Below are 19,707 nucleotides of genomic sequence, written 5' to 3'. Positions count from 1 at the left end.
TCATGAGAATATCCAGAGTGCACTGACACTCAGCAGGGAGCCAAGCAGATGCCCGAGCAACAGGGCCCAGAGCCTTTCACTATCGCCCTCCACCCGATACACGATGCCAGCCATCATCATGTGGCGGATCGGCTGGTCTATGGCGAGCGGACGCATGCCGAGGACGAGGACCTCATGTCAGTCACCGCCAGGGCACTGGCCAGCGCCGTCTATGAGCTCGGCGATAGCGGCCTGCTGGGGGATCGGACGCTGTTCGTCGATCTCCCCCTGGAATGGCTGGACCGCCCCGAGCTGCTGCCGACCCCGGCCCCGCGACTGGCGCTCGGAATCGCAGACGCAGGGACGATCGATGGCGAGTTCCTCACTCGCCTCGACGATATCCGTGAGCGAGGCTACCGGATAATCGTGCCATCAAGCCTACTCAAGCAAGACCTCGAGGCCATGCTTGACCGCTGCGACATCATTCAGCTTGCCACCCCCGGCGATCTCGACGAGACGACTCTCGAGAGGCTGCCGGCACGCAACATCAAGCTGCTGGTCGAGAACCTCACCAGCCGTGAAGCACTCGAGTGCTATCAGGCGATGGGCTGCGACTACTACAACGGCGACTACCTGGCGAGGCCCAGCTTCATTGCCTCGCCCGCCCGAGGACGCCACGGCAACCGCGCAGCCCAGATCCGCCTCATTCGTGCACTTTACGAAGACAATAACGACCTCAATCGGCTGCATGAACTGGTGGTGCAGGTCCCCCACCTTCACGTGGCCATATTGCGCCGGGCCAACTCGAACTACTTCAATCGCGGCGGCAAGGAGGTCGACCTTCACCGCGCGGTTCAAGTCCTGGGGCTCATCGAGCTGCGCCGCCTGATCCTGACCCTGACGCTCGCCAGTCTTCAACCCTCCTCCCGCATCGTGTTGCGCATGGCGCTGATACGCGCCTTCATGTGCCGCAACCTGGCGGCTCCCTTCCCTGCCCTCGATCCCGAGGACGCCTTCACTACCGGCCTGTTCTCGATGATGGATGCCCTGCTGGAGGAGGACCGCGCCACCCTGCTCGACCAGTTGCCGTTGGGCCAGTCCATCATTGCCGCCCTGAAAGAGCGGGCGGGACCTCTGGGAGCCGTACTGACGCTGTGCGAAAACCATGAGCGCCAGGTCGAAGAAACCACCGAGGAAGTGCCTGCCGACCAGCTGCACGGCTGCTACATGAACGCTCTGGCGAGCACCAAGGCGTTGATGAACAACCTCTAGCGATTGTAGCGCCGGAGACTAGTCCTCCTTGTCGGCCAGGCGGCCCCGTAAACGGCTTACCGCCTGGCTATGCAGCTGGCACACCCGGGATTCGGTGACCCCGAGGACAGCGCCGATCTCCTTGAGGTTGAGCTCTTCCTGGTAATACAGCCCCATCAGCAGCTTTTCACGCTCCGGCAAAGCTTCGATGCCGTCAATCAGCTGCTGACGCTTCTCCTGGTCGATGAGATTGCGAAACGGCGTATCGACCGATGCGTCCTCGATGCCCGGCTCGACACCCTCTGCCATGAGCGACTCGAACGGCAGCAAATGCCCGCTGTTGGTATCGCTGAGCAGCTGGCGGTACTCCTCAAGATCCATGTCGAGTTCGGCGGCGATCTCGAGTTCATCGGCCGCCCTGCCCAGCCGCTGCTCCAGCCGTCGCACGCCTTCGTCCACCGCACGGGCGTTGCGCCTCACGCTGCGCGGCAGCCAGTCCCGGCTTCGCAGCTCATCGAGCATGGCGCCGCGAATGCGCTGACTGGCAAACGTGGCAAAACTGGCACCCTGGGTCGCGTCGAAGCGCCCCATGGCTTCGAGAAGCCCCACCGTACCGGCCTGGATCAGGTCATCGAGCTCGATACTCGCGGGTAGCCGAACCTGCATCGACAGCGCCTGGCGCCTCACCAGCGGCAGGTACTCATCCAGCAGGTCTGCCTGTTCGATCTTGCCTCTTGCTGTGTACATGCTCTTGCTCTCGCGGCTGACGATTCCCTCGAACGTGGCCTTTACACGCCCGACGGGTCAGATTCACTGGAGGTTCTCATGATTGACTATCACCTGCAGGCCCTGCAGGGTCGCGCTGCGCTGGCGCCGATCCTGGAGCGAAAACTGGAAATATAGCGGCGCATCCGCCGGCAACCCGGCCAGGGCGTCGGTCTGCCCTCGCGCCCCGCGCAGTGGAATGCAGCCTCCCGGATGACAAAGCCAGGCATCCACTTCGCTGCCCACGGGTTGCTGGTACTGCCAGCCAACCCGCCCCATGACCTGGCCCTGGGCAAACTCGGGCGAAGGCGGCTGCATGAGCGCCGAGGTCGTGGGGCGGTCGGCCATTGCCACCAGGACGGCAGGTGCCGTTGCCACCCAGCTTCCCGACGCCTGGGCCAGCCCTGGCCACAGGCCACCCAGGGCCAGGCAGAGTAGCCATCTCCCGTTACGCTTCATCTCGCCAACACCAGCAGTTCGATGCCGAAATGCGTCTCGGCGACGTACTGAAGATTGCTCAGCAACCCCTTGGGGCCAAGACCAGGCGAATGCACGGCTATCAGTCGACGAGGGCCGTCTCGCTCGGCAATCTGCTTGAGCATGCGATAGCCCCGGCGAAAGGCCTCCAGGTCGTCGTCGATCCAGAGCGCCCAGCGCGACTGCTGATCCGCCAGCAGCGACAGGTGCGCACTGTGGATCGGCAGCGCCACGATGCGCCAGGCCTGGGGATCGCCGACCCAGCGCCGTCCCTCCTGCGACCAGCTCTGCAGCAGCTCGGTCACTCTGGCGGTATGCCTCTCTGCGGTCCCCGGCAGGCCCACTACCATCAGGGTTCGCTCCTGCTCGCCGGATGGCGGTCGTGCAACTGGCGGCGCAGCGCGTGTCGCCGAGGGTCGCACGGGTGTCTGCGGCGACACTGGGGATTGCCTGCTCGTACCCTCGGGCACCTTGTCCGATGCCAGCTGGACCAGCATTTCGGCCACATGTGTCGGGCACCCCTCCTGCGCAGTATCGTTCGCCCATTGGCGCAAGCCCGCGGCCTGGTCCCATCCCATCTAGCCTGTCTCCCTTTCACCAAGGCCAAGGCGGCGAATGGCATCGCGCACCTGGAAAAGTTGTATCAGCGCTTCGAGCAGGGCGACGTCGCGACGACGCTTTTTCCCCGTACCCAGCCCGAGCAGCTCGGCACGGATATCCATGGCAGCCTCGTCTTCGCCAAGATCCAGGTGAGCGGCCACGGCAGCCAGGCCGCTGGCCATGAGCAAGCGCACGTCGGCGCGAACTTCACCGATCTCGGTGGGGTCGAAACGCTGCCAGGCGCGGCGAGCGAGCTGTGGCATGGCATCGCTCTGAAGCAGTGCCAGCAGCAAGGACTCTGGCTCCCGGCCAAGCCTGGCGGGCGTGACCCAGTAACGCCGGCCCAGCGACTTGCCACTCTCGGCGTCGTACAGCTCACCGAACCAGGCCCGCGTATCGAGGCCCGGTTGGTCCCGCCGGCTACCCTTGTAATGGATGCCGACCGGTAAAGTGGAAAGAACGAGACGTGCCGGGGCACCGCGGAAACGACAACGAACTTCGCCAGTGGTCTCACTGACAGCGCTCAATGCTGCCAGGCTCTGACGCTCTCCGGCATGTTCGACCCGCAGGCTTCCCCGCACCTGGCTGCACCAGGTCAGCGCCTGGCCCTCCAGCCATTCGCCCGCCTCGCTATCGGGAAGGCCGTGGATCAGGTGAGCGGCGACACCCTGTTGCTGGAGCACGGCTTCAAGCCGCGCCTGTTGACCCGCCACCTGACGATGCTGCAGCAGAGGCAGCGCCAGCCAGGTGCCTTCGGCACTCAGTGCCACATCGGGCATGGCCCACGACTCGCCGGGTACCCGCCGCCGCTCGCTCCACAGCATGCCCGCTGCCTGGCCCGACCGCGGATGATTCGCCAGCAGGGCCTCGAGGCGCTGCTGCTGGGTCGATACAGGCAGTCCCAGCAGGTTCCACACTGACTCCAGGCCCTCGAAAGCCGGCAGCCGCTGGCGCAGGGCTTCCAGCACCGCTGCCAGACGCCGTCCCTGCCCCAGCAGGGTACCCGAGGTCCGCCCCGCCGCTTCCATCGGAGCCACCCGTGGCAGGGAACCAGGCAGGGGTATGCGGTTGGCAAGACACTGTTCGACCAGGGCGCTGGGCTCGGCCAGCGCCATGTCTTCCGGCACTCGCTGTCCGTGGGAAACGAACAGCAGCCGCAAGCCGTGACGCATGACGATGTCCAGTACCGGGGCGAGCCTTCCCGCCTCGTCCTGTTTGGTGATGATGCAGTCGCGCAGCTCGCCCCCGGCTGCCTGGGCCGCCTGACGATAACGGATCACGACCTCCTCGAGGGTCTCGGGCTGGCTGGCGGCATTGAGCAGCAGCACCAGCCGCACGGAATCATCACCGCCGCGCAGATGCCCGACCTGCTCGATGACGCGGTGGTCGCGCTGGCTCATTCCGACCGTGTCGATGATGACCCAGGACTTGCCCTTCATTCGCTCCAGCAGATCGGAAACCGGCTGGTCGGCGTTCAAGGCGTACATGGGAACATCGAGTAGACGCGAATAAATGCGCAGCTGTTCATGGGCACCGATACGGAAGCTGTCGGTGGTCACCAGTGCCACCGGGCGAGTACCGTGGCGCATGACATAGCGCGCAGCGAGCTTGGCCGTGGTGGTGGTCTTGCCCACGCCGGTGGGGCCAATGAGCGCCACGATCCCCTGACGATCCATGAACGCGGCCTCGTCTCCCAGGCCGGGCAAGCGCTTCACCAGCTGGCGCGCGAGCCAAGCCATGACCTGGTCCTCCACGCCGTCCCGCAGTGCCAGCTCCTCCGGCAGCGCCGATACCACCTCTTCGGCCAGCGTCTGGCTGAAGCCGGATTCGAGCATCAGCTTGATCAGTTGGTCGCTGACCGTGCCGCCCGGTTCCGGCTGGCTCCGCTCACGGGAGAGCAGCGCACGCATGTCGCGCATCTCCTCGAGCAGCCGGGCACTCATGGCCTCGAAGGCATGGGCCGGGTTGCTGCTCTCCAGCGCAACGGGGGAAGCCGGCTCAGGCGCTGCGGGAGGCGTCTCCTGGCGTGCTGCCTCGGTGGGCTGAGACGGCGCCGAAGACTCCGCCATCGCCAGGATCTCGACGCCCTGCTCGGTGTGCCGGTTGGCCAGGATCAGGGCCTCATCGCCCAGCGCCGCGCGCACCTGGCGCATGGCTTCACGACTGTTGGCTCCCACGAACCGCATCACACTCATTGCTTATCGACCTCCCACCAGCGTGGTGACGCGCAGTGTCCGATCATCGGGAATCTCCGCCTGTGACATGACCACCAAATGCCGCATACGCCGGCGCAGGAACCGGGCCAGCAGCGGGCGCAGGCTATGCTGCACCACCAGCACCGGAGGCTCGCCACTGGCTTCGTGACGCTCCAGCGCTTGCTCGGCCTGGCTCATCAGGGTCTCGGCAAGCCCCGGCTCGAGCGCGCCATTGCCGTTCATCGCCTGCATCAGCACCTGCTCGAGCTGGGCATCCAGACCGATCACGTTCAGCGTACTACTTCCAGGGAACCACTGCTGGGTAATCGCCCGCCCCAGGGCGATTCGTACCAGTGCGGTCAGCTCGTTGACATCCTGCTGATGAGGCGCGTACTCCGCCAGGGTATCCAGGATCGTACGCATGTCACGGATCGAGACATCCTCTTCGAGCAGGCTCTGCAGGATGCGCTGCAGCGCCGTCAGGTTGAGCGCCTTGGGCACCACATCCTCGACCAGGGACTTCTGTTCGTCGCCCAGCTTGTCGAGCAGCTTCTGCACCTCCTGGCGACCCAGCATCTCGGGGGCATGGCGATGCAGCAGGTGGTTGAGATGGGTAGCGATCACCGTACCGGCATCGACCACCGTGTATCCATAGACCTGAGCATGCTCCCGCTGCCCGGCATCGATCCAGATGGCCGGCAGGCCGAAGGCCGGATCGGCGGTCGGCGTGCCCTGCAGCTGGCCGGTGACCTGGCCCGGATCGATCGCCAGCCACTGTCCCGGGAAAGCCTCGGCGCGACCGATCTCGGCACCCTTGAGGGTGATCACGTAGGTATTGGCACCCAGCTCGAGATTGTCGCGGATATGTACCACGGCAGGCAGGAAGCCGACCTCCTGGGCGAACTTCTTGCGTACGCTCTTGATGCGCCCCAGCAGCTCGCCATCCTGGCGCTGGTCGACCAGCGGGATCAGGCGATGACCGACTTCGAGGCCCAGCGTATCCACCAGCTGCACGTCCTCCCAGCTGGCCTCGGGGGCTTCTGGAGGGGGTGGCGGCTCGACGTTGAGCTCCTGCTCCACCAGGCGCTGCTCCTTCTGGCGCGTCAGCATCCAGGCCAGCCCGGCCAGCAGCCCGGTAAAGATCAGGAAGACCAGGTTGGGCATGCCCGGCACCAGGCCAAGCAGGCCCATGACGAGAGCGGCCAGGACCATGACCTGGGGATTGACGAACAGCTGACTGATCATCTGCTGGCCGACATCCTGGTCGGTATTGACCCGGGACACGGTCACACCTGCCGCGGTCGAGATGACCAGGGCAGGGATCTGGGCTACCAGGCCGTCGCCGATAGTCATCAGGGTGTAGGTGCGGGCAGCATCGCCAAAGCCCATGCCGTGCTGAAGCATGCCGATCAGCAGTCCGCCGATGATGTTGACCACCATGATCACCAGCCCGGCCATGGCATCGCCACGCACGAACTTGCTGGCACCGTCCATGGAGCCGTAGAAATCGGCTTCCTGGGCAACCTCGGCACGGCGCTTGCGAGCGTCATCTTCACCGATGAGTCCAGCGTTGAGGTCGGCATCGATGGCCATCTGCTTGCCAGGCATGGCATCCAGCATGAAGCGCGCGCCCACCTCGGCGATGCGTCCCGCCCCCTTGGTGATGACCATGAAATTGATGATGACCAGGATCAGGAAGACCACCAGGCCGACGGCGAAGTTGCCGCCGACCAGGAAGGTACCGAAGGCCTCGATGACCTTGCCGGCGGAGTCGCCGCCCTGGTGGCCCTCCATCAGGATGACCCGGGTCGAGGCCACGTTGAGCGACAGCCGCAGCAGGGTAGTGAAGAGCAGGATCGCCGGGAAGGCGGCAAAGTCCAGCGGTTTCTGGGTGAACATGCTGACCAGCAGCACCATGACGGCCAGCGCGATGTTGAAGGTAAACAGCAGGTCGAGAGCGAACGGCGGCAGCGGCAGGATCATCATGGCCAGGATCATGAGGATCAGGATCGGGCCGGCCAGCAGCTTCATGCGCACGTCGCCCATCCAGTCGCGACTGCCAAGAATATGGCTGAAGGATTTCATCGCTGCGCTCCACCAGGCTCGGATGCGGCCGGGTCGGCAGGTGCTTCAGCTGGCACTGACAGGCTCTCCGGTATCGGCAAGTTCTCGGGTGTAGGCGGCACCTCTCCCCCTTCTTCAGACACGTGCTTGAGTCGGAAGGCCCAGGCCAGGACTTCCGCTACGGCGGTATACAGATCCATCGGTATCTCATGCTCGAGATCGACATGATGGTAGAGCGCGCGAGCCAAGGGCGGCGCCTCGAGCAGCGGCACACCGGCTTCGTGACCGAGCTCACGAATGCGCGCGGCCACCAGGTCGGCCCCCTTGGCCACCACCCTGGGGGCGCCCATGCCCTTCTCGTCGTACTGTAGAGCCACTGCGTAGTGCGTCGGGTTGGTGATGATCACATCCGCCTCGGGTACCTTGCTCATCATGCGCCCGCGAGCCATCGCCTGCTGCTGGGAGCGAATACGCGCCTTGACGTGCGGATCGCCCTCGGACTCCTTGTGCTCACGCTTGACCTCCTCCTTCGACATGCGCAGCTTCTTGGCATGACTCCACAGCTGATAGGGCACATCGATCAGGATCACCACCAATAGCGTCAACACCATCAGGCCACAGGCCTGGGCCGCCATCATCAGCGCCCGGGCCAGAGCCTGGGTGGTCGGCTGATCCATCAACGACAGGTATTCCCCGCGGTTGAAGTACAGATAGGCCATGCCAACCCCGCCAATCAGCGTCGACTTGGCAATCGCCTTGAACAGCTCCACCAGCGCCTGCGTGCCGAACATGCGCTTCAGCCCCTTGAACGGGTTGAGCTTCGACAGCTGCGGCTTGAGTGACTTGGCCGAGATCAGCCAGCCACCCAGCAGGGCCGGGGCTACCAGCGCCACCAGCGTGAGCAGGAGAAACAGCGGCAGCATGGTCAACAGCGTCCGGGTGGCCAGGTCGAGCACGTTGCTCAACATGGGGCCGGTTTCGAAGGCTTGACGACGCTCGAACAGGAAAGCCTGCTCCATCACCAGCCCCAGCTGATCGTAGAGCAACGCCCCCATCCCCCACATGCCGACCACGCCCCCCAGCAGGAGCATGAAAGTGGTCAGCTCACGGGACCGGGCGACCTGGCCCTCTTCACGTGCCTTTTGCAGGCGTCGTGGCGTGGCCTCTTCGGTCTTTTCCTGATCGCTGCTCTGGTCGGCCATGGCACCCGCACATTTCTCCGCACGGTGGCCATTGTGGCGTCAACGCCAGAGGGGTGATACGCCAAAAAGCGCCGATGATCGTGGCTTTATCGGCCACGACCCTCGACGCCAGGCGGGATAACGGAGGGGATTGATACAGCGCGAAGCGCTTGCGCTCCTCAGCTCGCGCTCAAAAACCCAACTGATCAAGCAGGTCATCCACCTGATCCTGGTTGGTCACCACATCGGCTCCGGGCTTGATCTGGGGCCCGTTCATCAAGCCTTCCTCCCTGCGACGCGCGTCATTCTCCCACTGGTCGTTGGCCTTGCGCTGCATGTTCTCACGCGCCATCTCCTCGGGGACGTTGTCGATCAGCACCTGGACCAGCTGATGCTCGATCTCGCGGATGACATCCATCATCTTCTTGATCACCTGACCCGTCAGGTCCTGGAAGTCCTGGGCCATCATGATCTCAAGCAGCTCCTTCTGAGTCGCCTGGGTCTTGTCGGGCACCACGGCCAGATAGGAGCGGGTCTCCTTGACCAGATCACGCGCCTCGTCGAGCTCCTTGGGCTCGGCAAACCACTCCGCCCAGCGCTTGTCCAGCGACTCGGCGCCGCTGCTGATCGAATCCTGCAGCGGCTGTGCCCGATCGATCGCGTTGAGGGCACGCTCGGCGGCCTGCTCGGTCATGGTGGCCACGTAGCTCAGGCGGTCACGGGCATCGGGGATGGCCTCCGCCGCCCTCTCGATCTCCTTGTCCAGGCCCAGTTCACGCATGCTCTCCCGCAACATGCGAGTCAGCTGTCCGATCCGCTGGACCAGGTCCTCCCCCGGGGCAGAGGCCTGATCAGGCTGCTCGTTTGCGCTCATCTTGTTCTCCTCCGCAAGCGGCTTTCACCTGCCAGCATCACTTGCCCAGTTTCTCGAAAATCTTGTTGAGCTTCTCTTCCAGAGTGGCAGCCGTGAAGGGCTTCACCACGTAGCCGCTGGCCCCTGCCTGGGCGGCCGCGATGATGTTCTCCTTCTTGGCCTCGGCGGTCACCATCAGCACCGGAAGCTCCTTGAGGCTGTCATCGGCACGAATCTGCTTGAGCATTTCCAGGCCGTCGAGGTTGGGCATGTTCCAGTCCGAGACCACGAACTCGAAGCTCCCCGAGCGCAGCTTGGTCAGCGCCTCCTGTCCATCCTCGGCCTCCTCCACGTTGGTGTAGCCCAGCTCCTTGAGCAGGCTGCGGACGATCCGGCGCATGGTCGGAAAGTCATCCACCACGAGAAAGCTCATATTCTTGTCTGCCATCGGGAATCCTCTTCTCATTCACACAGTGATCGTCGTATTGGCGGCGCGACACACCGCCACAGGGTTAGTCATGCACGCTCAGAATTCTTCCCAGTCACCTTCGGAAACCGACTCGGTTTGAGGCTTGCGCTTGGGCTTGGGATCGACCTGAACCGGCACGCTCGCGGCCGGACGCGCCTGCCCGGCTCCGCCGGCGAGGGCCGGTACGGGGGCAGGCTGCCCGCCATTCGGCGCCGATGCCTGCTGGGCGTGCTGCTGGCTGTGCTCAGCGTTACCGGGTTCTCGCTGCGCATCGCCCGCAAGGCGGAACACGGCAGCGGCCTGCTCCAGGCGGCTCGCCTGCTCCTCGAGGGAAGCGGCGGCAGCCGTGGCCTGCTGAACCAACGATGCGTTCTGCTGGGTTACCTGGTCCATCTGGCCTACCGCCTGGCTGACCTGTTCGATGCCATCGCTCTGCTCCTGGGAGGCGGCGGATATCTCATCCATGATATCGGTCACGCGGCGCACGGCCTTGACCACTTCATCCATGGTTTCACCCGCCTGTTCGGCGAGGGTGGAGCCGTCCTTCACCTGGGCCACAGAGCTGTCGATCAGCTCCTTGATCTCCTTGGCTGCCGTGGCACTGCGGCTGGCCAGGTTGCGCACCTCGCCGGCCACCACGGCAAAGCCCCGCCCCTGCTCGCCGGCGCGGGCGGCTTCCACCGAGGCGTTGAGAGCAAGAATGTTGGTCTGAAAAGCAATCGAGTCGATGACGCTGGTGATGTCGCTGATCTTCTGCGAGCTGGTGGAAATGGCACCCATGGTACTGACCACACGGTCGACCACTTCCCCTCCGCGCTCGGCGGTGGTCGACGCCTCCAGCGCCAGCCCGCTGGCCTGGCGAGCGTTGTCGGCATTCTGCCGCACGGTGGCGGTCAGCTCTTCCATGCTGGCGGCGGTTTCCTGAAGCGAGGCAGCCTGCTGCTCCGTACGCGTGGACAAGTCGGTGTTGCCACTGGCGATCTCGCGAGTGCCGATATGTATCGAGCCGCTGCTGTCGCGAACCTGGCCGACGATACGGGTCAGGCTCTGCTGCATGTTGCGCATGGCATTGAACAGCTTGCCGATCTCGTTGCGGCTCCCCTCGGGAATCCTGGCGGTCAAGTCGGCCTTGGCGATGGTCTGCAGGTGCTGGACGGCGGAGTTCAGCGGCCGAATGACCGTGGCCCGCAGCCCGATATAGACGAGCAGCAGAGCGATGGCCGCCAGTGCCACTGCTCCCAGTATAATCCAACCAAACCGCTCGGCCTGACTATGAAAATCCGCGGTCATCGTCTGGGCATTGTCGAAGCCATAGGCCACGAACTCGGTCATGCTGTCCGCCAGCGCGGCGCTCGGCTCGATCAGCTCATCACGCAGGTTGCCAAACCCCGGGGTATCGAGCTCATCCAGCGCCGTATGCTGGCGACGCACGAGATCGAGCACGGTGGCGAAGTAGTGCTCCAACTGCACGGCAATCTGCTGGGCCTCGCTGGACTTGGGGGCGGCAATGAAGTTGCTCAGGCGCACCTCTGCCCGGTCCATGCGGTCCTCGGCCATCTCGAGCTGCCGATTGGCATCCTGCATGCGGCCGAGCATGATCTGGTTGGAGGCAATCTCGAGGCTAACCCGAGCATGATTGAGCAACGCATCGGCACGGTTGATCTCGTTGAGCTGCTGCACATTGATACGGTCCAGGTCCGTCATGATTCGCCCGGCCTGGCGGTCCGACAGAAACGACAGCAGAGCCACCACGCCGATGAGCACGGCGAAGCTGGCCAAGGCGGCGATCACGGAAGCATGAATGCTGATATTACGTATGAAGCGGCTCATCTTGGCGTTCCTCGCGATAAAGACGGATGTTTCCCATTCACGGAGTCGTTGGTCTCGCGTCCCTTCGATCAGACCCGCTGGGCGCGGCCCGAGGCCGCCACCAGCGCCATCAGACGCTCCGGTATGTCCTCGAGGCCGACCACCTCGACTGCTCCCCCCAGGGCAATGGCCTCGCGTGGCATACCAAATACGACACAGCTTGCCTCATCCTGCGCCAGGGTCGGCGAACCGGCCTGGCGCATCTCCAGCAACCCAGCGGCACCGTCCTTGCCCATGCCGGTCAGAATCACGCCAATGGCGTTACGTCCAGCCTGTGTAGCAGCCGAATGAAACAGCACGTCTACCGACGGGCGGTGGCGGTTGACCGGCGGACCGTCGTCGAGCCTGGCGACGTAGTTGGCCCCGCTGCGCGCCACTTTCAGGTGCGCATCACCGGGTGCGATATAGGCATGGCCGGGCAGCACTCGCTCACCGTCACTGGCTTCCTTGACGGTAATACTGCAAAGCCGATCGAGCCGCTCGGCAAAGGAACGGGTAAAACCGCCCGGCATGTGCTGCGTGATGAGAATGGCCGGGCTATTGGCCGGCAGCGGCTCGAGTACGGACCGGATCGCCTCGGTACCGCCCGTCGAGGCGCCGATGATGATCAGCTTCTCGCTCGACACCAGCGGCGCCTTCAAGGTTGCTCTGGGCGCTGCCTGCGCCTGACGAGCCTGACGCGGGCGGGACTTGGCTGCTGCGCGAATCTTTTCGGCAATATCGTTGGCGTACTCCAGCATGCCGCTGCGAATGCCCAGCGAGGGCTTGGCAACGAAGTCCAGCGCCCCAAGCTCCAGTGCCCTCAGGGTGATTTCCGATCCGGCCTGGGTAAGCGATGAAACCATCAGCACCGGCATCGGCCGCAAACGCATCAGGCGCTCGAGAAAGTCGAGACCATCCATGCGCGGCATCTCGACATCAAGGGTCAGGACGTCGGGGTTGTGCTGTTTGATCAAGTCTCGCGCGACCAGCGGATCCGGCGCCACGGCGACGACTTCCATGTCCGGCTGCGAGTTGATGATCTCGCTGAGCAGGTCTCGAATCAGCGCCGAGTCATCAACGCACAGCACCCTGATCTTCGATCCCAAGGCTAGTCTCCTGTCTTGTGGGGAGTCTTTGCGGCCCCAGCCATCAGCATTTCTCATTACATCGGCAGGGTCGGGAAAAACTTTAAGTTATGCAGGGGGCAATCACTTCCTGCTTCCAGCCCGATCCGCCAAGGTGTAAACCGTCTGCCCGCGCAACCGAAACACCTTGCTGATGTAGGAAAAGTTCTCGGAGTGACCGGCGAACAGCAGTCCGTCCGGCTTCAGCAGCGGAGCGAAACGCTCGAGTATTCGAGCCTGCGTCTGCTTGTCGAAATAGATCATGACGTTGCGACAGAAGATGGCATCGAAAGGGCCCTTGAGAGGCCACTGCGGCGCGAGCAGGTTCATGGGCAGGAACTCCACCAGCTCCGACACTTCCGGGCGCACACGGGCCAGTCCCTCATGCTGCCCCCGTCCCTTCTGGAAGAAGCGCCTGACGCGGTTTTCGTCAAGCTTGCGAACCTGCTCGACCGGATAGACACCGGCGCGGGCACGCGCCAAGGCTTCGGTGTCGATATCGGTAGCCACGACACGAGCTTCCCTCGCCCGGGCTCCCAACGCTTCATGCAGGGTCATGGCGATCGAGTACGGCTCCTCGCCGGTCGATGCCGCGGCACTCCAGACGCGCACGGGCCCATTGGCCTTGGCCACGTGCTCGGCCAGCAGCGGAAAGTGATGCATCTCGCGGAAAAAAGCCGTGAGATTGGTGGTCAAGGCGTTGGTAAAGGCCTCCCACTCACGCGCATCGGGCTGACGTGCCAGTTTCTCGAGATAATCGCTGAAGCGCGTCATGCCGTGGTGGCGCAACCGCTTGGCCAGGCGGCTGTAGACCATTTCCCGCTTGTGCTCCGCCAGCACGATACCGGCACGCTGATAGATCAGTTGCCGAATCCTGGAAAAATCCTCATCGGTGAGGACCAGGTCTCGCTCGAGATGCCCCAGCCCCGACCATTGCCCCGATTCCGCTACGGGTACCTGTGACTGCGTCAAAATGTTTCCCACTCCTCATCGGCTGCCGTCTTGCTGGGCTTCGTTGCTGCACGCTTCGTGGGAAGCGGATCGTGCGACAGCGCAGGGGCAGCGGCCCCCGGGCCGGATGACTGCTCCAGCGACGCTTGGTTCCGGCCGGATGCCTCTTCAGGCCCGGCCCCACGCAGTCGGAAGACGCGAATGGCACGCTCGAGCAATTCTGCCTGGCGCTGCAGGTCAGCGGCAGCACGTGCGCTCTGCTGTACCCGCTCGGCGTTCTGCTGGGTCACCTGGTCCATCTCGGTAATGGCCTGATTGATCTGACCGATGCCCCCGCTCTGCTCTTCCGAAGCCGCGGTGATCTCACCCATGATGTCGTTGACCCGCTGCGAAGCCGCCATCACCTCGTTCAAGGCGCCCTCGGCGCGCTGCACCTGGCTGGCCCCCTCATGAATCTCGCTGGCGGAGCCGTCGATCAGCTGACGAATCTCCTTGGCGGCCTCGGCGCTGCGCCCGGCCAGGTTGCGCACCTCTCCTGCGACCACGGCAAAGCCGCGGCCCTGCTCGCCGGCCCGGGCCGCCTCCACCGAGGCATTGAGCGCCAGGATATTGGTCTGGAAGGCAATCGAGTCGATGACGCTGGTGATGTCCTTCATCTTCTCGGCCCCCGCGGTGATGCGCCCCATGGTTTCCACGACACCATGCATGAGCTCGCCGGTATCTCGCACTCGACTGGCGTTGTCCACTGCCAGCCCGCTGGCCTGACGAGCGTTATCGGTGTTCTGCCGCACCGTGGCGGTCATCTCCTCCATACTGGAGGCAGTCTGCTGCAACGAGGCGGCCTGCTGCTCGGTGCGCGCCGATAGATCCTCGTTGCCACGAGCGATGGAGCGCGAAGCCGGTGTCACCACGTCGATACCCTGCTGAACGCCAGCCGTCGTATTGTAGAGGCTCTTGCGCATGCCATTCAGCGCACCGAGCAGCTGGCCGATTTCATCGCGGCTACGATCCGGCGATCTTACCGCCAGGTTCCCCGAGGCCACCTGCAGGGTGAACTCCACGGCGCGACCCAGCGGGCGTGTGATTGCTCGCATGGTCCAGCCCCCCAGCAGGATCAGGAACAGCACGGCAGCCGAGATGGCTCCAATCTGCCCTTTCAGCATCAGCGCCTGCCCGCTCTCCGCCTCCTCGGCAATGCGGTTGGCGAAAGCCAGCTTGCCCTCGACCAGCACGTTGATTCCGCCGCCGATGACATCGACTTCAGGTCGCAGCACATCGTTGTAGGCCTCGTAGGCGGCAAAGCCGCTGCCGTCGATCAAGGCCTGGATGGTAGGACGGACACCCTCATCGATGGCCACCCCAAGATGGCTATCCAGGCTGCTCACCTCGGCATTCGCCAAGTCTTCTCCCTCGAGAAAACTGGTCCAGGCAGCCTGGATTCGCTCGACCACCCCTTCGGACTGCTCGGCGATCTCGTCGATCTGCTCCATCCGCAGCGCGCGTGGATTGCGCACCGGACGCTCGAGGTCGATCATCAATTGCCCGAGCAGCTGGTCGATGCGCTGCAGGTCGGCAATGTCCTGAACGCCGTTGGTGTTGAGCACGGCGACCCGATCGCCCGAGACCTGCAGGCCATAGATGCCCACGGCCCCGCTGAGAACGAGCAGCAGTACCGGCAGCACGGTGAGCATGACCAGCTTGGCGCGAATCGTATGCACGTTGAACCGAGACAGCTTCCCCAGCAGGCCACGCCGCACCAGCTGCCCTTTGCGCAGGGCCATGCGGCTGCGCCCCTCGCGAATCCGGGCATAGTGAAGCTCGGCACGCTCGGCAACCTCCCGCTCAGCGGGCATGCGGACCGAGGTGTAGCCCAGGCACTTGCCCTCCTCGAGTATCGGCGTGACCGTGGCCTGCACCCAGTAGTGGTCGCCATCCTTGCGCCGATTCTTGATGATGCCCTGCCAGGTCTCACCCCGCTGTATCGTCTTCCACAGGTCGGCAAAGGCCTCCTGCGGCATGTCGGGGTGACGAATGAGGTTATGGGGAGCCCGATCAGTTCGTCATGAGAGTACCCGCTGACTTCGACGAATGTCGTGTTGGCATAGGTAATCACCCCCTTCAAGTCAGTGCGGGTAATTAGCACATGCTCACTGCTGAGCTTGTATTCACGCTGAGTTACCGGCTGATTGTCACGCATAGTTATTATCCTTTGGCGCCTTGTATGAGTCCCCGCTCATCATTTTCCCCAGACGCTGCCTGTACCAAGTCAACCGGCTCCCATCAGCGTCTAGAACGTTTCCCACTCTCCTTCGGTCGCCTGCTGGCTCGTCTTGGCCGCGGCCCGCCGGGCGGGAAGCGGATCTTGCAACAAGGCAGGCGACGGCGATGCGGCGGGCTGCGAGGCCGGGATCTGCTCGGGCCCGGCTCCCCGCAGGCGGAACACACGAATCGTCTGTGCCAGTTGCTCGGCCTGACGCTGCAGGTCGCTGGCGGCACGTGCACTCTGCTGTACCCGCTCGGCGTTCTGCTGGGTCACCTGGTCCATCTCGGTGATGGCCTGGTTGATCTGACCGATGCCGCTGCTCTGCTCCTCAGATGCAGCGGTAATCTCGCCCATGATGTCGTTGACCCGTTGCGAAGCCGCCATCACCTCGTTCAAGGCGCTCTCGGCACGCTGCACCTGACTCGCACCTTCATTGATCTCGCTGGCGGAACCGTCGATCAGCTGGCGGATCTCCTTGGCCGCGTCAGCGCTGCGCCCGGCCAGGTTGCGTACCTCTCCCGCGACCACGGCGAAGCCGCGGCCCTGCTCGCCGGCCCGCGCCGCCTCCACCGAGGCGTTTAGCGCCAGGATGTTGGTCTGGAACGCAATCGAGTCGATGACGTTGATGATGTCCTTCATCTTTTCCGAACCAGCGGTGATCCGCCCCATGGTCTGCACCACACCGTTCATCAGCTCGCCCGTTTCGCTGACACGGTTGGCGTTCTCCAGGGCCAGGCCGCTCGCCTGGCGAGCATTATCGGTATTCTGCTGCACCGTGGTGGTCATCTCTTCCATGCTGGAGGCAGTCTGCTGCAACGAGGCAGCCTGCTGCTCGGTCCGCGCCGAAAGATCCTCGTTACCACGAGCGATGGAGCTCGAGGCCGGGGTCACCACCTCGATCCCCTGCTGCACGTTTTCGGTCGTGCTGTAGAGACTCTTGCGCATGGTATCCAGCGAGCCGAGCAGGGCACCGATCTCGTCACGGCTCTGTTTGGGCGTGGTCACCGCCAGGTTGCCCGAGGCAATCTGAAGGCTGAAATCGGTGGCCCGGCGCACGGGACGCGTGATCGCCCGCAATATCCACACGCTGATGACCAACAGCAGCACGAAGCCCACTGCCATGAAGCCCAGTTGGCCGACCAGCATCTGACGCTGCCCTTGCTCAGCCGCTTCAGCCATGTTCAAGGCCGCCACGCGCTGCTGATCGATCAACCCATTGACCTGCTCGGTCAGGGACTCTGCCGCCTCGCGCAGTGCGGACAAGTCGTTGTTGAGCGCCATCATGGCGTCGAAGGCTTCCTCGCCGCCCAGCGCGTCTGCCATGGGGGTCAGTTCGTCCTCGCGATAACCGGTCAGCGAGGCATCGAACTCCATGGCGACGGAGTTCACGTTGACCTCACGCGCCGTGTACTCATCCCATAGCGCACCGAGTTGCTCGGAGACGTCACGCAGCGCCTCGGCATGCTGGTTCCGCTCGTTGAGCAGACTCATCCGCTCTTCGCCACTCAGCCGCTGCGGGGCGGCATTCACCAGCTGGCCGATCTGCTGCAGGCGAATGACATCCTGAAGGCCATCCCGGTTGAGCTCTGCCAAGCGTTCGCCCGACGCCTGCAGGCCATAGAGGCCCACGCCGCCACTGATGGCAAGCAGTACCAGGGCCGAGGCGGTGAGCATGGAGAGGCGCGAACGGATGCTGCGCAAATTGAGCTGCGACAGCCAGCCGAGCGGGCCACGACGTACTGCCTGGCCGCGGCGAATGACAAGCCCGGAGCGGCCGTCACGAATGCGTGCATAGGCACGTTCAGCCGCCTGAGCCGCCTCCGGCTCCACCGCCGTACGTACCGAGGTGTAGCCGAGGCACTGCCCCCCCTCGACAATGGGCGTTACCGTGGCCCGTACCCAGTAGTGGTCGCCGTCCTTGCGCCGGTTCTTGATCACCCCCTGCCAGGATTCACCGCGCTTGAGTGCCTGCCATAGGTCGGCAAACGCCTCGGGCGGCATGTCGGGGTGGCGAATGAGGTTGTGGTTCGCCCCGATCAATTCGTCATGGGCATAGCCACTGACCTCGACGAAAGCCGCGTTGGCGTAGGTGATTCGCCCGTCGAGATCGGTGCGTGTGATCAACAGATGTTGCTCACCAAGCTTGTATTCACGCTGTGTAATCGGCTGATTGTTACGCATTGTATGGATTACCTTCACCGCCATGTTTCATCAGGGGTGAGGCGCTGGCGTGCACGCGCCTCCACTAAGCGGGAGTCAGTGCCTCAGAACGAGGCCCACTCCTCTTCTTCATTCTTGTTGTGAGACGCACCCGAAGATGACTCCTGAGAGCGGCGGGCAGGCAAGGGGTCGCGCTGCACAGCGGCAGGCAGCGCCTGGCTTGCGTTCTCCTCGCGGCGAGTCGTCTGCACGGATTCTGTTGGCTGGCCCGCCAGGCGGAAGCGCAGAACGGCTTCCCTCAGGCGTCCGGCCTCGGCCTCGAGTTGGGTTGCCGCGGTCGCTGCCTGCTGCACCAGCGCCGCATTCTGCTGGGTGACCTGGTCCATCTGGGTCACGGCCTGGTTGACCTGGCCGATGCCGTTGCTCTGCTCCAGCGAGGCCGAGGCAATCTCATCCATGATGTCGCTCACTCGCTGCACCGCGGCGACGATCTCCTGCATGGTCTGCCCCGCCTTGTCCACCCGGGACGTGCCGACATCCACCCTCTCGAGCGACGCCTGGATAAGCTCACGTATTTCACCGGCGGCCGAGGCACTGCGCCCAGCCAGGTTACGCACCTCCTGGGCAACCACGGCGAAGCCTCGCCCGTGCTCACCGGCCCGCGCGGCTTCCACCGAGGCGTTGAGTGCCAGGATGTTGGTCTGGAAGGCGATGGTGTCGATCACACCGATGATGTCCGACATCTGGTGGGAGCTTTCGCTGATGTCGTGCATGGTAGCGACCACTTCGCCGACCACCTCGCCACCCTGGGCCGCGGTACGCGAGGCCTCGGCAGCCAGCTGGCTTGCCTGGCGGGCATTGTCGGCATTCTGCTCCACCGTGGAGGCCAGCTCTTCCATGCTCGAGGCGGTTTCCGCCAGCGAAGCGGCCTGCTGCTCGGTGCGTGAGGACAGCTCGCCGTTGCCGTCGGCAATATCCTGGGCACCAACGTAGATCCCCTCGCTGCTGCTGCGAACCGTACCCACGGTAGCGGAAAGACCTTCCTGCATATGCCTGAGAGAGATGAACAGACGGCCTATCTCGTTGTTGCCGCGATTTTCCACCGGCTGGGACAGATCGCCCTTGGCCAGGCCTTCGAAGTAGCCGACCAGACGGGCCAGCGGCTTGAGCACGTTGACGCTGATCCCCCACACCACGACGACCATGACCGCCAACGACCCAGCCAGCACGGCGACGATGGCCAGGCGCATCATGCCGGCGACAGCTTCGAAAGAGGCCTCGTGGGCCGCTCCCGACTCGCCGGCATGGGGTGCCATGGCCGACACCGCGACACCTGCCTGCTGCAAGGCATAGAGTCCCAGGGCGCTGAGCACGACGATCATGCCGCCGAAGAAGAGCAGAACCAGGAACCAGCTGGCCCTGACCGTCAGGTTATCGAGTAATTTCACATCTCCCCCCCTGTTCCCTACACGGCGGATAGCCGCCATCCCCTTCGATATCGGCTTGCAATCGAGGAACTTGACG

15 protein-coding genes and 1 pseudogene are annotated in these 19,707 nt (G+C 64.0%); 1 reads left to right on the top strand and 15 read right to left on the bottom strand.

Going from position 1 to position 19,707, the window contains the following annotated elements; genetic code table 11:
- Positions 1 to 48: 48 nt before the first annotated feature.
- A complete protein-coding gene (locus H1D44_RS08255) occupies positions 49 to 1,251 on the top strand; it encodes an EAL and HDOD domain-containing protein (protein ID WP_181514370.1) in 1,203 nt (400 codons plus the stop codon).
- 18 nt (positions 1,252 to 1,269) lie between these two features.
- On the opposite strand, the gene H1D44_RS08250 is transcribed toward H1D44_RS08255, so the two are convergent.
- From H1D44_RS08250 to H1D44_RS08185, 15 genes and pseudogenes are all read right to left on the bottom strand, one after another.
- Entirely contained in the window at positions 1,270 to 1,977 is a 708-nt protein-coding gene (locus H1D44_RS08250; RefSeq protein ID WP_181514369.1) for an RNA polymerase sigma factor FliA, read from the bottom strand.
- 63 nt (positions 1,978 to 2,040) lie between these two features.
- Entirely contained in the window at positions 2,041 to 2,454 is a 414-nt protein-coding gene (locus H1D44_RS08245; protein WP_181514368.1) for a flagellar protein FlhE, read from the bottom strand.
- Positions 2,451 to 2,822 (bottom strand): hypothetical protein, encoded by a 372-nt coding sequence (locus tag H1D44_RS08240; protein WP_238984519.1) that lies wholly within the window; start codon positions 2,820 to 2,822, stop codon positions 2,451 to 2,453. Before H1D44_RS08240 ends, H1D44_RS08245 begins: the two co-directional genes overlap by 4 nt.
- A 228-nt stretch (positions 2,823 to 3,050) precedes the next feature.
- On the bottom strand, positions 3,051 to 5,258 hold the full coding sequence (gene flhF / locus H1D44_RS08235) for a flagellar biosynthesis GTPase FlhF (protein ID WP_181514418.1): 2,208 nt from the start codon (positions 5,256 to 5,258) through the stop codon (positions 3,051 to 3,053).
- A gap of 12 nt (positions 5,259 to 5,270) precedes the next feature.
- Positions 5,271 to 7,352, bottom strand: coding sequence for a flagellar biosynthesis protein FlhA (gene flhA / locus H1D44_RS08230; RefSeq protein ID WP_181514366.1), 2,082 nt, complete (start codon positions 7,350 to 7,352; stop codon positions 5,271 to 5,273).
- Positions 7,349 to 8,533 (bottom strand): flagellar biosynthesis protein FlhB, encoded by a 1,185-nt coding sequence (gene flhB / locus H1D44_RS08225; RefSeq protein WP_181514365.1) that lies wholly within the window; start codon positions 8,531 to 8,533, stop codon positions 7,349 to 7,351. Before flhB ends, flhA begins: the two co-directional genes overlap by 4 nt.
- Before the next feature lie 169 nt (positions 8,534 to 8,702).
- Positions 8,703 to 9,386 (bottom strand): protein phosphatase CheZ, encoded by a 684-nt coding sequence (gene cheZ / locus H1D44_RS08220; protein ID WP_181514364.1) that lies wholly within the window; start codon positions 9,384 to 9,386, stop codon positions 8,703 to 8,705.
- Between the two features lie 37 nt (positions 9,387 to 9,423).
- Positions 9,424 to 9,813, bottom strand: coding sequence for a chemotaxis response regulator CheY (cheY, locus tag H1D44_RS08215; protein WP_181514363.1), 390 nt, complete (start codon positions 9,811 to 9,813; stop codon positions 9,424 to 9,426).
- A 78-nt stretch (positions 9,814 to 9,891) separates the two neighbouring features.
- Positions 9,892 to 11,664: a methyl-accepting chemotaxis protein gene (locus H1D44_RS08210; RefSeq protein ID WP_181514362.1), complete on the bottom strand. Its 1,773-nt coding sequence runs from the start codon at positions 11,662 to 11,664 to the stop codon at positions 9,892 to 9,894.
- Between the two features lie 68 nt (positions 11,665 to 11,732).
- A complete protein-coding gene (locus tag H1D44_RS08205) occupies positions 11,733 to 12,791 on the bottom strand; it encodes a protein-glutamate methylesterase/protein-glutamine glutaminase (protein ID WP_181514361.1) in 1,059 nt (352 codons plus the stop codon).
- Between the two features lie 102 nt (positions 12,792 to 12,893).
- Positions 12,894 to 13,781: a CheR family methyltransferase gene (locus tag H1D44_RS08200; RefSeq protein ID WP_181514360.1), complete on the bottom strand. Its 888-nt coding sequence runs from the start codon at positions 13,779 to 13,781 to the stop codon at positions 12,894 to 12,896.
- Entirely contained in the window at positions 13,778 to 15,778 is a 2,001-nt protein-coding gene (locus H1D44_RS08195) for a methyl-accepting chemotaxis protein (protein ID WP_238984517.1), read from the bottom strand. Before H1D44_RS08195 ends, H1D44_RS08200 begins: the two co-directional genes overlap by 4 nt.
- Positions 15,779 to 15,840: 62 nt before the next feature.
- Positions 15,841 to 15,957: pseudogene (locus tag H1D44_RS20975) on the bottom strand (hypothetical protein); the annotation flags it as partial.
- Between the two features lie 90 nt (positions 15,958 to 16,047).
- Complete coding sequence (locus H1D44_RS08190) at positions 16,048 to 18,204, bottom strand: methyl-accepting chemotaxis protein (RefSeq protein ID WP_181514359.1); 2,157 nt, start codon at positions 18,202 to 18,204, stop codon at positions 16,048 to 16,050.
- A gap of 83 nt (positions 18,205 to 18,287) precedes the next feature.
- Entirely contained in the window at positions 18,288 to 19,631 is a 1,344-nt protein-coding gene (locus tag H1D44_RS08185) for a methyl-accepting chemotaxis protein (RefSeq protein ID WP_238984516.1), read from the bottom strand.
- Positions 19,632 to 19,707 lie beyond the last annotated feature (76 nt).

The sequence above is a fragment of the Billgrantia kenyensis genome (assembly GCF_013697085.1).
Classification (GTDB): Bacteria; Pseudomonadota; Gammaproteobacteria; order Pseudomonadales; family Halomonadaceae; genus Halomonas; species Halomonas kenyensis.
This window is presented reverse-complemented; position numbering and strand designations above follow the sequence as displayed.